This is a genomic window from Sneathiella sp. (genome assembly GCF_047631475.1).
Classification (GTDB): Bacteria; Pseudomonadota; Alphaproteobacteria; order Sneathiellales; family Sneathiellaceae; genus Sneathiella.
The window spans coordinates 40,471-54,035 of record NZ_JBLHZT010000003.1; the positions used below are offsets into that span (position 1 = coordinate 40,471).

12 protein-coding genes and 1 pseudogene are annotated in these 13,565 nt (G+C 48.2%); 12 read left to right on the plus strand and 1 reads right to left on the minus strand.

Translation table 11 applies throughout. The features are described from left to right. Positions 1-26 precede the first annotated feature (26 nt). The 4 genes from ACJAYR_RS01800 to ACJAYR_RS01815 all read left to right on the plus strand — a co-directional run bounded on the left by ACJAYR_RS01800 (position 27) and on the right by ACJAYR_RS01815 (position 2,778). Complete coding sequence (locus ACJAYR_RS01800) at positions 27-323, plus strand: DUF1244 domain-containing protein (RefSeq protein WP_415235012.1); 297 nt, start codon at positions 27-29, stop codon at positions 321-323. Between the two features lie 49 nt (positions 324-372). After that, on the plus strand, positions 373-681 hold the full coding sequence (locus ACJAYR_RS01805) for a DUF2312 domain-containing protein (RefSeq protein WP_415235013.1): 309 nt from the start codon (positions 373-375) through the stop codon (positions 679-681). Positions 682-1,087: 406 nt separating this feature from the next. Further along, the gene (locus ACJAYR_RS01810) at positions 1,088-2,404 is read left to right on the plus strand and encodes a 3-hydroxyacyl-CoA dehydrogenase NAD-binding domain-containing protein (RefSeq protein ID WP_415235014.1); all 1,317 of its coding nucleotides are present in this window, start codon (positions 1,088-1,090) and stop codon (positions 2,402-2,404) included. A gap of 80 nt (positions 2,405-2,484) precedes the next feature. Further along, positions 2,485-2,778, plus strand: a complete 294-nt coding sequence (locus ACJAYR_RS01815; RefSeq protein WP_415235015.1) for a hypothetical protein — start codon at positions 2,485-2,487, stop codon at positions 2,776-2,778. A 47-nt stretch (positions 2,779-2,825) separates the two neighbouring features. Here the strand turns inward: ACJAYR_RS01815 and ACJAYR_RS01820 are convergent, their stop codons facing one another. Further along, entirely contained in the window at positions 2,826-6,296 is a 3,471-nt protein-coding gene (locus ACJAYR_RS01820) for an indolepyruvate ferredoxin oxidoreductase family protein (RefSeq protein WP_415235016.1), read from the minus strand. Between the two features lie 200 nt (positions 6,297-6,496). Between ACJAYR_RS01820 and ACJAYR_RS01825 the strand changes: the two genes are divergently transcribed. The 8 genes and pseudogenes from ACJAYR_RS01825 (at position 6,497) to ACJAYR_RS01860 (ending at position 13,481) form a co-directional block, all read left to right on the plus strand. Further along, entirely contained in the window at positions 6,497-7,480 is a 984-nt protein-coding gene (locus ACJAYR_RS01825; RefSeq protein WP_415235017.1) for an NAD-dependent epimerase/dehydratase family protein, read from the plus strand. A 4-nt stretch (positions 7,481-7,484) separates the two neighbouring features. Beyond that, entirely contained in the window at positions 7,485-7,964 is a 480-nt protein-coding gene (locus ACJAYR_RS01830) for a PaaI family thioesterase (RefSeq protein WP_415235018.1), read from the plus strand. After that, positions 7,957-8,409, plus strand: a complete 453-nt coding sequence (locus ACJAYR_RS01835) for a PaaI family thioesterase (RefSeq protein ID WP_415235019.1) — start codon at positions 7,957-7,959, stop codon at positions 8,407-8,409. Before ACJAYR_RS01830 ends, ACJAYR_RS01835 begins: the two co-directional genes overlap by 8 nt. Before the next feature lie 53 nt (positions 8,410-8,462). Further along, entirely contained in the window at positions 8,463-10,235 is a 1,773-nt protein-coding gene (locus ACJAYR_RS01840) for a M3 family oligoendopeptidase (protein WP_415235020.1), read from the plus strand. 164 nt (positions 10,236-10,399) lie between these two features. Beyond that, positions 10,400-10,528: an aa3-type cytochrome c oxidase subunit IV gene (locus ACJAYR_RS01845; protein WP_169544729.1), complete on the plus strand. Its 129-nt coding sequence runs from the start codon at positions 10,400-10,402 to the stop codon at positions 10,526-10,528. 102 nt (positions 10,529-10,630) lie between these two features. Further along, on the plus strand, positions 10,631-11,785 hold the full coding sequence (locus ACJAYR_RS01850; protein ID WP_415235021.1) for a Re/Si-specific NAD(P)(+) transhydrogenase subunit alpha: 1,155 nt from the start codon (positions 10,631-10,633) through the stop codon (positions 11,783-11,785). An 11-nt stretch (positions 11,786-11,796) separates the two neighbouring features. Further along, positions 11,797-12,081: pseudogene (locus ACJAYR_RS01855) on the plus strand (NAD(P) transhydrogenase subunit alpha); the annotation flags it as partial. A gap of 11 nt (positions 12,082-12,092) precedes the next feature. After that, positions 12,093-13,481, plus strand: a complete 1,389-nt coding sequence (locus tag ACJAYR_RS01860; protein WP_169544731.1) for an NAD(P)(+) transhydrogenase (Re/Si-specific) subunit beta — start codon at positions 12,093-12,095, stop codon at positions 13,479-13,481. The last annotated feature ends 84 nt before the right edge of the window (positions 13,482-13,565 follow it).

Genomic DNA, 13,565 nt, shown 5'->3' on the forward strand with positions numbered 1-13,565 from the left:
ACTTTTTTAGAGTCCGGGAAAATAAAATGACAGATGAAACAACATTGAAATTGGAAGCAGCCGCTTTTCGCCGCTTGCGCGAGCATTTACAGACTCGGACGGACGTTCAGAATATCGATTTGATGAACCTTGCCGGATTTTGCCGTAATTGTTTGTCAAACTGGTATCAGGAAGCGGCCGAAGAAGCTGGTCTGGAAATGGACAAGGCTCAAGCCCGTGAAATCGTGTACGGCATGCCCTATGAAGAATGGAAGTCCAAGCATCAGAGTGAAGCAACTGATGAACAGAAAGAAAAATTCAAAACTAGCCATCCTGGTCACTAAGATCAGGTTGGTATCTTATCCAAATATACTGAAAGTAAAGAGGTAAAGTATGGCTGACGTTGGCGGCGTAGCAGCGGATCATTTGCGATCCTATATTGAGCGGATCGAACGACTGGAAGAAGAGAAAAAAGCACTCGCAGATGACATAAAGGAAATTTTTGCTGAAGCAAAAGGAACCGGGTTTGATGTAAAGGCCATGCGGGCAATTCTTCGGCTGCGTAAAATGGATAAAGCTGATTATCAAGAACAGGAATATATGATTGACCTGTATAAGCACGCTTTGGGTATGCTGGAAGTGCCTCCTTCTGAAGCTCCTGAAGAGGAAGATGATATCCCACCTGAAGGCGATGCCTTTTAAGATTACGTGATGCGCGATTGAGGTGCTGACGTGAACAATCATCCGGGAAAAATACTGGCTTTTTTCGGATGCTGTTTACCAGCACCTCTTTTGCTTGATACACCTACACAGACGTTACGCCCTCACGAAGCTTTGGCGCAAAAGCGAGACAGCAAACGATTGAAATCGAATGTAATTGGGCAGTGGCCAGAACAACACTATTCCGGTTGAGCCCAAGACAGGCATTGCCTTTATCGCTCAATTTTCCGTTTTGATAAAACCCTTTTCATCCCTCCTAATTTTAGTCGCAAGAGACCATAAGGGTTCTCTGGAATAGTATATTTCCATTTCTCTTTTGCCGGCAAAATGCTAACTCAGGACATGAATTAATCAGGGATGAGAATCCTGGCTGTCTTGAGGAAAGAAAATGACAAGAAGTGTGACATCAGTGGCCGTATTGGGCGGCGGAACCATGGGCCTTGGAATCGCTGCAGCGTCTGCAGATGCGGGTGCAGACGTGCTCTTGCTTGACGTAACGAGAGAAGCGGCGGAAGCATCATTGGAAAGAATGAAGAGCATTCGCCCTCCGGCGTTTGAAAATCCTGCGTCTGCAGAAAAAATCAGCCTCGGCAGTTTTGAAGATGATCTTGAAAAAATCGCAAACTATGACTGGATTTGTGAAGCAATCATCGAGGATCTAGAAACCAAGCGCAGCCTCTTTGAAAAGCTGGAGCCACTACGAAAAGAGGGGTCCGTTGTTTCGACAAATACTTCCGGTATTCCGCTTAAAGACATTGCCGCAGGCATGCCTGAACGCCTTCGCCAAGACATTGTCGTCACTCATTTTTTCAATCCAGTGAAAATTATGCGGCTAATGGAATTGATTCCGGGTGAAGACACCACCGCTGATGTGACAGATGCCCTTGCGGATTTCTGTGCCAACAAACTGGGCAAAGGCGTTGTGTATGCCAAAGACACCGTAAATTTTATCGGGAACCGAATTGGCTGTTTCTTCATGCTTTCAGGGCTGCATAAGGCGCAAGCGGCTTTAAAGGCGGGTATGCCCATGGAAAAGGTGGACGCTCTATTATCAAAACCTGTAGGCCTTCCTCCTACCGGTCTGTATGGCCTGATCGATTTGATTGGTCTGGATATTATGGATCTTGTCGGTAAAAATTTGCAGGTAAATCTTCCAGCAGAAGATGTGGGCCGGTCCTTTACGTCTTTTCCGGGCGCTGAACAGGCGATGTTGGAACGGGGTCAATTGGGCCGCAAAGCCAAAGGCGGTTTTTATCGTCTGAATGTGGCTGAGGATGGAACAAAAACCAAAGAAATTTTTGATCTGACGGATCAGGCATGGCGGGCTGCAGATAAGATTGAACTGTCGCCGGCTCATGCTGCCACAGAAACAGTTTTCTTTGGCGACGATGCGGAAAGCAAGCTTGTCTGGGATATTATGGGGGGCACGCTTCTTTATGCTGCTGATCTTGTTCCGGAAATCGCTGATGATGTTGTTAATATTGACCGTGCCATGCGTTGGGGTTTCGGTTGGGCAAAAGGACCTTTTGAATTGCTAGACCAGCTAGGACCAAAGAAGGTGATTGCCAAACTGGAAGCAGAGGGGCAGTCGTTGCCTGCAATGCTGGCAGTTCTGAAAAAGGCAGGTTCCGAGAGCTTCTACCGCAAGGATGGACAGGAATATCTGTCCCTGGATGGTCAATGGGTTGCCGTTCCTGCCGAATAACGCTTGAAACTCAAAAAACACGTATTAAGTGCAAAAGGTCGCCCCAAAACTTAGGGGCGGCCTTTTTTGATAAATGGAACATGACGCATTTTTCTCAAGAAACAGCGGGGTTCGCTGCCCTTACAATCGTCGAATTTCTGATACAGGAATGTGTTCGAAAGGGGTACTTATCCGAAAAGGATGTTACGCGACTGCTGAGTAGCGCCGCCTGCAGGCATGAAGGACTGGCAGAAGGCGATTTGGAAAAGGTTGAAATGAATATGGATGCTGCGCGTCTTATTCGGACCCTGATGGTCGGTTTGAAACCGCTATACGCCGCTTCTGAAACTTCGAAAAACGACGATGCGAGAAGTTCATCGGCGCCAGGCCCATAAAGTTTCAAAGTATCGGAAGGGCGCGAACGCCCTTCCCAATGTGATCCTTATTCCGCTGCTGTTGCCTGCGGTGCCGGGTTTTTCAACTGGCTCAGTAGGTTGCTTGTTTCAGCGTAATAAGTTTTTACAGCCGCTTCTTTAACATGTCCATATCCTCGGACTTGCATGGGGAGGGCTGCTATTTCGGTGGCAAGTGCATGATTGGCCGTGTTCAGGTTTTCGATCAATTCCAAGATTGTTGCTTCGAAATCGACGATCAGCTGGCGTTCCATCTTGCGTTCCTGCGTTTTGCCGAACGGATCCAAGGCTGTTCCGCGCAGACCTTTAAACTTGGCAATGAAACGGAACAGTTTTGCTGTTGCCGGGCCAAATTCCTGCTTGCGTAACTGACCTGTCTCAGGATCTTTTTTCGCAAATAGAGGAGGGGCAAGATGGTATTTTACTTTGTAGTCACCGTCCATCATGCGATCGACCTTTTCAAGGAAGCCGGTTTGTGTGTGCAGGCGGGCAACCTCATACTCATCTTTGTAGGCCATAAACTTAAAGAACGACCGGGCGGTTGCTTCCGTCAATTGACTGCTGTTACCAATGACAGCCTGTTCGGTTTTTTGAACAATCCGAACCAACTGATTAAACCGGTCAGCATAGGCTGCATTTTGATAATCAGTCAGGAAGGCAATCCGGCGCTGGATAATGTCTTCAATATCTGTTGCGGGCTCTTCCGTAGTTTCTGGACCAGTAATTTTCTGAACTTCTTTCAGTACGAGGTCCGGGTTATGGGCCATGGCACGACCCCATGAGAACGCTTTCTTATTTGCTTCGATAGCAACGCCGTTTAGTTCGATAGCTTTGAGAAGAGAGTCCAGCTCTAAAGGAACGAACCCTTTTTGCCAGGCATATCCCAACATAAAGAGATTAGTGGCGATGGCGTCTCCCATCAGGGTCGTTGCAATCTCGCTTGCTTCGATCAGATGGCAGGCCTCTTTTCCGACAGCTTCCTGAATATGATCCAGAGTATCCTGTACAGGGAAGGGGGCGTCTGGATTTAAGGTAAAGTCCATTGTTGGAGCCGGATGAGAGTTTACCACCGCATGGGCAATGCCTTTATCCAGTTTTGCAAGCGAGTCGTAAGAGCCTGCGACAACCATGTCACAACCAATCAATAGATCTGCACGACCAGCAGGAATACGAACAGAGTTTATCTGCTCAGGTGTTTTGGCGATATGAATATGGCTTGTAACTGCCCCGCCTTTTTGCGCGAGACCTGCCTGATCCAGAACTGTTACACCTTTGCTTTCCAGATGGGCGGCCATCCCCAAAAGTGCCCCGATGGTGACAACACCGGTTCCGCCGATCCCCGTGATCAGAATACGGTAAGGTTGATCCACGCCTTTTAAAGTTGGCATCGGAACATCCTGTGCAGGATCGCTTAAGGCACTTTTTTCGGGTTTGCGCAGTTGTCCGCCTTCGATGGTTATGAAACTGGGGCAGAAGCCTTTGACGCAAGAAAAGTCTTTGTTACAGGACGACTGGTTGATTGTTCTTTTGCGGCCAAATTCTGTTTCCAGCGGCTCGACGGAAATACAGTTGGATTTAACGGAACAATCACCACAGCCTTCGCAAACCAGATCATTAATCATGACCCGTTTGGCCGGGTCCGGGAAGGTCCCGCGTTTACGGCGGCGGCGCTTCTCAGCAGCACAGGTCTGATCATAAAGAAGAATGGTGACGCCTTCGACTTCGCGCAATGATTTTTGCACGGCGTCCAGATCGTCCCGGTGGTGAAAGGTTGTTCCTTTTGGCCAGTTGATGCTGGACGGATATTTGTCCGGCTCGTCTGAGACAATCCGGATGGTTTTGACACCTTCACCGGCAACCTGCTGCGCAATCTGCCAAGGCGTAAGTTGATCTTCCAAAGGTTGCCCACCGGTCATGGCGACTGCATCATTATAGAGAATCTTATAGGTTATATTTGCTTTGGCTGAAATTGCCTGCCGGATGGCAAGCAAACCAGAATGATGGTAGGTACCATCGCCCAGATTTGCGAAAATGTGTTTTTCGTCAGTAAAATGCTGTTGCCCGACCCAAGGAACACCTTCACCGCCCATTTGCGTAAATTCGTTTGTATTGCGGTTCATCCAGGTCACCATGTAATGGCACCCGATGCCCGCAACGGCCCGACTACCGTCAGGAACAACAGTTGAAGTATTATGCGGACAGCCTGAGCAATAGAACGGGGTCCGCGAGATTTTCGCTGGCGACTGGTTAAGTTGCTGTTCCTTTTGGTCAAGGAAGGCGAGGCGCTTTTCGACTGATTCAGATGTATAAAAACGACGGATGCGGGCGGCAATTACCCGTGCGACCGTCGCCGGTGTTAATTCACCGGCAGAAGGAAGGATATGTTTTCCAGCGTCGTCAAATTCACCGATAATTCGGGGCCGAATGCCAGTATCCCAGTTATATAACTGTTCCTTCATCTGGTTTTCGATGAGGGCTCTTTTTTCTTCAACCACAAGAACCTCTTCGAGGCCTTCGGCAAACTGACGAACGCCCTGTGGATCCAGAGGCCAGGGCATGCCGACCTTGTAAACGGTCAGGCCGATTTCTGCGGCCAGATCGTCATCAATGCCCAGATCCTTTAACGCCTGCCGGACATCCAGATAGGCTTTGCCGGTACTGACGATACCGAACCGCCGTTTAGGGGAGTCCATAACGACCTTGTCCAGATGGTTCAAACGGGCAAATTCACGAGCGGCATAAATTTTATGTTCGTTGAGGCGCACTTCTTGGTCAAATCGATTGTCACCACCGCGAATGTTTAAGCCACCGGGCGGCAGCTCAATGTCCGGGCGTTTTATCTGAACACGATCCGGGTCGACATATACCGAGGCGCCCCCTTCGATGGTTTCCGACACGCATTTAAAGCCAACCCACAGGCCAGAATATCGGGACATTTCGATGCCGATAAGGCCATAATCCAAGACTTCCTGCACATTGGACGGATTAAGCACCGGCATCATCCAGCCGATGAAGCCATGTTCACTTTGGTGGGCAACGGTGGAGGAGACGATTCCATGGTCGTCGCCTGCAAGAGCCAGAACACCCCCAAGCTTGGACGTTCCGTTTGAATTTGCGTGGCGGAACACATCGCCAGTCCGATCAACGCCAGGGCCTTTACCGTACCAGAGGCCGAAAACGCCGTCATAATGGGCGCCTTTATACATGTTGAGTTGTTGGCTCCCCCACACGGCGGTAGCGGCGAGGTCCTCGTTTACACCTGGCTCAAAATGAATGTGGTTTTTCTTGAGTAGCGGATTGATGGCCCAGAGAGCCTGATCATATCCGCCCAACGGAGAGCCGCGATATCCTGAGATGAACCCGGCAGTATTTAAGCCAGCGGCTCGGTCTCGCGCTCGTTGCATAAGTGGCAGCCGCACGAGCGCTTGAATACCGGTCAAAAATATCCGGCCCTTTTCGAGCTCGTATTTGTCGTTGAGTGTAACATCTGCTAGTTGCATTTTCGGCTCCCATACACACAAATTTACTTTTTATAATATATAAAAAATAACAGCATAATCAAAAAAGGTCAATAGTGCTGACATTTAGAAAGAATATTACCCGCCATATTTTTTTTGACATTTGTGAGCGATAAACAGTTTATGGGGATCAGATATCTACGCTACACTCTGTTGGTTGGTTGCTAGGGAACTCAAAAAGAATGACAATATTGGTGACGGGTGCGGCAGGTTTCATTGGAATGCATGTTTCCAAAGTCCTTTTGGAAGCGGGTGAAACCGTTGTCGGTATTGATAATCTGAACGACTATTATGATGTTAATCTTAAAAAGGCCCGGTTGAAAGAATTAGCAGGCTTTGAGAAATTTATATTTCATAAACAGGATATCGCAAAAGCGGATGAGTTAAAACAATGCTTATCAAATTATCCAGTGAGGTCTGTTGTTCATTTGGCGGCACAGGCCGGGGTTCGCTACAGCCTTTCTCATCCCTTTGAATATGCAGAATCAAATTTAGTCGGGTTTTTGTCGATTCTTGAATATTGCCGGAGCCTGGAGACGCTGGATCATCTGGTTTATGCAAGTTCCAGTTCAGTTTACGGGGGTAATAAAGAGCTACCCTATTCGGTGGATCAGTCCGTCGACAAGCCGGTATCCTTGTACGCGGCAACAAAGAAATCCAATGAACTGATGGCCCATTGTTATAGTCATTTATATCGATTGCCGACCACGGGGCTTAGATTTTTTACGGTGTATGGACCTTGGGGCCGGCCGGATATGGCATATTGGCTTTTTTCGGATGCGATGCTGAAGGGCCGTAAGATCAAAATCTTTAACAATGGCGATATGCGGCGCGATTTCACCTATATCGATGATATCGTCAATGGTATCATCAAGGTCTTGAGAAAAGCACCCGCCGATGGTGGTTCCGATTCCCCCCCCTATACGGTTTACAATATTGGTAATCACCGGTCTGAACCTCTGATGAAACTGGTTTCTACACTGGAAGAAGCATGGGGTATTAAGGCTGAAACAGAGTTTTTACCGATGCAAAAAGGGGACGTAAAAGAAACCTACGCTGATATTGATAGTCTACAGAATGATGTGGGTTATCATCCGTCAACCAAACTGGAGGATGGCATTCCGAAATTCGTTGACTGGTATAAAAAATATATAAAGGAAGAATAAGTTTATGTCGGACGGTTTTGACATATCGCAAATCCAATCGATCATCGATACAGGCATTCCGCAATGCGGAGATATCGGGGTTAAGGTTGCGCAGTTAAGTGATAGTGGTGTCGTGATGATGCTCCCCTATGATGCCCGCTTTGCCGGAAATCCGGTGAACGGTATCCTGCATGGCGGCATAATGACGACTCTGATCGATTCAGCTTCAGGAATGTGCATTTATGTAAAACTCAAAAAATACATTCCGATTGCAACACTTGACTTGCGGATTGATTATCTGAAACCAGCCACGCCTGGAGAGGACCTATACGCACACGCCTATTGCTACAGGATGACGAAGCAAATTGCCTTTGTTCGGTCAGTTGCCTATCACAGTGATCCAGACGATCCTGTTGCGAATAGTGTGAGTACGTTTATGCTGCGATCAACGCCGACGAAATCGCTTGATGTTGCGTCCAAGGAAATGGAGGCAAAAAATGGCTGATTTAACGTCTGAAGAATTCTTGAAAATCATCCAACAAGCCAAGCAGGAACGCGATTGGGCCTTGATGTCCAATGTCATTCCCTATTTTACCTATTTAGGGCTGGAGGTTGAAGAAACGGATGATGAGATCATTTGTGTTCTTCCCAAAAATAAGCGGTTTATCGGGAACCCGGTTCTTCCGGCATTGCACGGTGGTATTGTTGGTGCTTTTCTGGAAAGTACCGCACTTGTACATATGCTGGCGACACAGGATGATGTGACACAGGTTCCGAAGATCATTAACCTGACTGTCGAATATTTAAGATCCGCAAAACTGGAAGTTTCTTATGCGGCGGCAGTTATTACAAAGCCGGGACGCAGGATTGCTAACATGCGCGTGCGGGCCTGGCAAAGCGATCGCAGCAAACCGATTGCGACGGCAAGCGCAAATTTCCTTGTAAGCTAGCGCACCCACACTATTTAAAAACTATAATCATTCTAATTTGGAGCTCTTTACCGATGTCCGACAATGTTCTCTCAGACCTACCGGAATGGGATTTGACAGATCTGTATCCTTCGCGGAAATCCCCTGAACTGGAGGAGGATATTCAGAATTCCAAGGAAACAGCGAAACAGTTTTCCGCAACATATAAAGGCAAACTGAACGATCTTGATGGCAAAGGGCTTGCGTCAGCAATCGGCGAGTATGAAAACCTGCAGGAAGTATTAGGGCGGGTGATGTCCTATGCCTATCTGGTATATGCAGGGGATATGTCTGATCCGGATATTGGTAAATTCTTTCAGACCATGCAGGAGCGGGTAAATGGTATCTCGACGGATCTTCTGTTTTTCACGCTGGAGCTGAACCGGATTGAGGAAAGCAGGCTTCAGGGTCTGTACGAGGTAGAGGCCCTAAAGAAATATGAACCTTGGCTGTCTAATGTTCGGGCCATGAAGCCTTATCAACTCGATGATGCGCTGGAAACAATGCTTCATGAAAAAGACATCGCAGGAAGAAGTGCCTGGGTTCGTCTGTTTGATGAAACCATGGCTGGCTTGAAGTTTGATTTGAACGGTGAAGAAATGGCATCGCAGCAGATCTTACACTTATTGTCGAGTGCGGATGGGGCAACCCGAAAATCGGCTGCGAAAAGTCTGGGGAAAGTTTTTGGTGCCAATATCCGCCTTTTTGCGTTGATAACAAATACACTGGCGAAGGACAAAGCGATCGAGGATGAATGGCGTAAGACCGCTTCTCCCATGACGCTGCGGCACCTGTCAAATCAGGTGGAGGATAATGTTGTAGAGGCATTGTCTACAGCCGTTCAAGAGGCTTATCCGCGGTTATCCCACCGTTACTATGCGTTGAAAGCAAAATGGATGGGACAGGAGAAGCTGGACTATTGGGATCGCAATGCTCCTCTGCCAGAGGATGATGATCGCGTTATCCCTTGGGACGAGGCGCGGGACACCGTTCTGCAAGCCTACGGTCAGTTTTCGCCTGAGCTTGCGGCGCTGGGGAAAGAGTTTTTTGACAAGCCTTGGATCGACGCGTCTGTTCGTCCCGGAAAGTCACCGGGCGCCTTCGCTCATCCGACAGTGCCAAGTGCACATCCTTACCTTTTGGTGAATTATCAGGGAAAAATCCGGGACGTGATGACATTGGCCCATGAGCTTGGGCATGGCGTGCATCAGGTTCTAGCCGGTCCGCAAGGGGCACTTTTATCGGATACACCGTTAACGCTGGCAGAAACAGCCAGTGTTTTCGGCGAGCAGTTGACCTTCCGTGCTTTATTGGAGAAAACCAAAGATCCAGCCAAGCGCCGCGTGATGCTTGCGGGCAAAGTTGAGGATATGATCAATACCGTTGTCCGCCAAATTGCCTTTTACGAGTTCGAGGTCCGGTTGCATTCAGCCCGCCGCGAAGAAGAATTGTCACCGGATCAGATCGGGAAGATCTGGATGGATGTTCAAAAGGAAAGCCTTGGACCGGCCATTCGTTTGCATGATGAATATCAGTATTTTTGGACATATATACCGCACTTTATTCATTCTCCTTTTTACGTCTATGCCTATGCTTTCGGCGATTGTCTGGTAAACGCTTTGTATGCAGTATATCAGGATGCAGAAGAGGGATTTCAGACAAAATACTTTGATATGCTGAAGGCTGGTGGGACGCTCCGCCACAAAGAACTGTTGGCGCCTTTTAACCTGGATGCATCGGATCCAGCGTTTTGGCAAAAAGGTTTGGGGGTTATTGAAGGCTTTATTGATGAATTAGAAAATCTCTAGGAAAACCTTGGGGATTTTCTAAATAATGCCAAGTCAAGAATTTGATATCGTCGAAGAATTTGCGTGTAATTTGTGAAATGTGACGACAATTTGTTGCCGAAGATGATGGTTTTGCTATATTGCACCGCAACGCGAAAAAGTAATTATCTGTATGGAGGGATAAAATGTACGAACCAGGAAGTATGAATATTGAGGCTCAAAAAGCTTCTTATGCTGGTTTTGTAAAGTTGTTTACATGGGTCACGGGGCTTTTGATCGTCTTGTTGGTTATTATGGCCGCGACCCTATTGTAAAGCAGATACCGCTTTGTTTTTGAAGCGGTTTTACCGAGAGACGTTTGCGGGGGCGTCGAACAAACCCACTTTAATAATCATAAATCTAGATAAGGATCGATTATGAAAATCGCTATCCCGAAGGAGCGGCGAGAGCACGAAAAACGTGTTGCAGCCTCTCCCGAAACTGTCAAAAAGTTTGTGGGTCTGGGAGTTGAAGTCATTGTAGAAACGGGTGCTGGTCTAACCAGTTCCTTTTCTGATCAGGAATATAAAGATGCCGGCGCATCTATTGCCGGGGACGCTGCTGCGGCCCTAAAAGATGCCGATGTCGTCCTGAAGGTTCAACGCCCCTTGACCAAAGCAGAAGGCGGACCAGACGAAGTATCCATGATGAAAAAGGGGGCCACCCTCCTTGCAATCCTGGCACCACTTCAGAATAAAGATCAAGTTCAGGCTTATGCTGACGCTGGTATCGAAGCCCATGCAATGGAGCTGGTTCCGCGTATCAGCCGTGCTCAGTCAATGGACGTGTTGTCATCCCAATCAAATCTGGCCGGTTATAAAGCTGTTCTGGATGCGGCATCAGTCTACGGTAAGGGAATGCCAATGATGATGACTGCAGCCGGCACAGTTGCGCCAGCCAAAGCCTTTATCATGGGTGTTGGTGTTGCCGGTCTTCAGGCCATTGCGACCGCACGCCGGTTGGGTGCCATTGTGACAGCAACTGACGTTCGTGCTGCAACGAAGGAACAGGTCGAAAGCCTCGGTGCCAAATTCATCATGGTTGAAAGTGATGAGTCTGGTGACGGTGAGGGCGGTTATGCCAAGGAAATGTCTGAAGAATACAAAAAGAAACAGGCTGAACTTGTTTTTGATCATGTCAAAAAGCAGGATATTGTCATAACAACAGCCCTGATTCCGGGCCGCGAAGCACCAATTCTTATTTCTGATGAGATGCTTGCTGTCATGAAGCCGGGATCAGTGATTGTTGATCTGGCGGTTGAAGCTGGCGGCAATGTGACGCAGTCCCAGCCGGGTGAAATTGTCGAAACGGAAAATGGCGTTCTGATTGTTGGGCATTATAACGTGCCGAGCCGTCTTGCCAGTGACGCTTCTGCATTATTCTCCAAGAACCTGCTGAACTTCCTGCAACCCATGATCAATAAAGAGAACGGTTCTCTTGCGATGGATTGGGAAGATGAAATCATTCTGGGGACTGGCCTTACCAAAGACGGTAAGATCGTTCACCCACTTCTGACAGAAGGAGGAAACTAATCATGGATATGGTCGATCCTACTGTTTTCCGGCTGGCAATTTTTGTCTTGGCGATTTTCGTCGGATATTATGTGGTCTGGAGCGTAACACCAGCATTGCACACACCGCTTATGGCGGTTACCAATGCGATCTCCTCTGTTATCATCGTCGGTGCGCTTATCGCCGCCGGTCCTGCAGAGGTAAATCTTGCCAAAATCTTTGGTTTCATTGCCATCGTTCTGGCGTCCGTCAATATATTTGGTGGCTTTCTGGTAACCCAGAGAATGCTCTCCATGTACAAGAAAAAACAGAAATAGGGGGATAGCCAGTGTCTGCTAATTTTACGGCGCTTGCCTATCTGGTATCCGCCATTCTCTTCATTCTGGCCCTTAGGGGCCTGTCTTCTCCGGAAAGCTCGCGTCGCGGTAACGTGATGGGTATGCTTGGCATGGGTATCGCAATGGTTGTCACCATTCTGGATCCAAGCGTCCTTTCGTATGAATGGATCATCGGCGGCATCGTTGTTGGCGGTGCAATCGGTGCTGTTATCGCGCAGCGGATTGCCATGACGGCTATGCCGCAGCTTGTGGCTGCTTTCCACTCCTTGGTTGGTTTGGCTGCCGTTCTGGTTGCCGCTGCCGCGTTTTATAATCCAGAAGCCTATGGCATTATTGGTGAAAGTGGAGAGCTTACAGTTCTCAGCCGGATCGAGATGGCGATCGGTATCGTCGTCGGTGCCATTACCTTCTCAGGGTCTGTAATTGCCTTTACCAAACTTCAGGGTCTTGTTTCTGGTAATCCGGTTGTTTTCCCGGGCCAGCATATGCTCAACCTGGCCATTGGTCTGGGTATTCTTGGACTGATTATCTGGTTCTGTGTTGATCTTAACCCAAGCATTTTCTGGGGTATGACAGCACTTGCCTTCCTGATCGGCTTCTTGATCATCATTCCGATCGGTGGCGCGGATATGCCCGTTGTTGTTTCCATGCTGAATTCCTATTCAGGCTGGGCAGCGGCAGGTATTGGCTTTACGCTTGAAAATACAGCCTTGATCATCGTGGGTGCCCTTGTCGGCTCTTCCGGTGCGATCTTGTCCTACATCATGTGTAAAGCGATGAACCGATCGTTCTTTAGCGTAATTCTTGGTGGTTTTGGCGGTGATGCTGCGTCCGAAGCTGTTGATAAAGGGGACCGGCCATTCAAAGCGGGTTCAGCGGATGACGCAGCCTTTATCATGAAGAATGCGGGTAAGGTTATTATCGTTCCGGGGTATGGTCTTGCTGTTGCTCAGGCACAGCATGCGCTTCGCGAAATGGTTGATGCCTTGAAGGACGAAGGCGTGGAAGTTGTTTACGCAATTCATCCGGTTGCCGGTCGTATGCCAGGTCATATGAACGTTTTGCTTGCAGAAGCAAACGTGCCTTATGACGAAGTGTTTGAGTTGGAAGAAATCAATTCTGACTTCTCAACCGCAGACGTGGCGCTGGTTGTGGGTGCAAATGACGTTACCAACCCCGCGGCAAGAGATGATCCGCAAAGCCCGATTTTCGGAATGCCTATTCTGGATGTTGATAAAGCACGTACCGTGTTGTTCGTAAAACGATCTATGTCTTCTGGTTATGCCGGTATCGACAATGACCTGTTCTACAAAGACAATACAATGATGCTTTTGGCCGATGCCAAGAAGATGGTCGAGGATATTATCAAGGCAATCTAACCTTTGATATGTCGAAAAAGAAACCCGCCGGTTCTTGCCGGCGGGTTTTTTTGTGCGTTTTGCTAACAGAATTTGTTTAATTTC

Excerpts from the sequence above, each read along its gene's own strand:
- ACJAYR_RS01800 (WP_415235012.1), top strand. The coding sequence starts at position 27 with ATGACAGATGAAACAACATTGAAATTGGAAGCAGCCGCTTTTCGCCGC.
- ACJAYR_RS01805 (WP_415235013.1), top strand. The coding sequence starts at position 373 with ATGGCTGACGTTGGCGGCGTAGCAGCGGATCATTTGCGATCCTATATT.
- ACJAYR_RS01810 (WP_415235014.1), top strand. The coding sequence starts at position 1,088 with ATGACAAGAAGTGTGACATCAGTGGCCGTATTGGGCGGCGGAACCATG.
- ACJAYR_RS01815 (WP_415235015.1), top strand. The coding sequence starts at position 2,485 with ATGACGCATTTTTCTCAAGAAACAGCGGGGTTCGCTGCCCTTACAATC.
- ACJAYR_RS01820 (WP_415235016.1), bottom strand. The coding sequence starts at position 6,296 with ATGCAACTAGCAGATGTTACACTCAACGACAAATACGAGCTCGAAAAG.
- ACJAYR_RS01825 (WP_415235017.1), top strand. The coding sequence starts at position 6,497 with ATGACAATATTGGTGACGGGTGCGGCAGGTTTCATTGGAATGCATGTT.
- ACJAYR_RS01830 (WP_415235018.1), top strand. The coding sequence starts at position 7,485 with ATGTCGGACGGTTTTGACATATCGCAAATCCAATCGATCATCGATACA.
- ACJAYR_RS01835 (WP_415235019.1), top strand. The coding sequence starts at position 7,957 with ATGGCTGATTTAACGTCTGAAGAATTCTTGAAAATCATCCAACAAGCC.
- ACJAYR_RS01840 (WP_415235020.1), top strand. The coding sequence starts at position 8,463 with ATGTCCGACAATGTTCTCTCAGACCTACCGGAATGGGATTTGACAGAT.
- ACJAYR_RS01845 (WP_169544729.1), top strand. The coding sequence starts at position 10,400 with ATGTACGAACCAGGAAGTATGAATATTGAGGCTCAAAAAGCTTCTTAT.
- ACJAYR_RS01850 (WP_415235021.1), top strand. The coding sequence starts at position 10,631 with ATGAAAATCGCTATCCCGAAGGAGCGGCGAGAGCACGAAAAACGTGTT.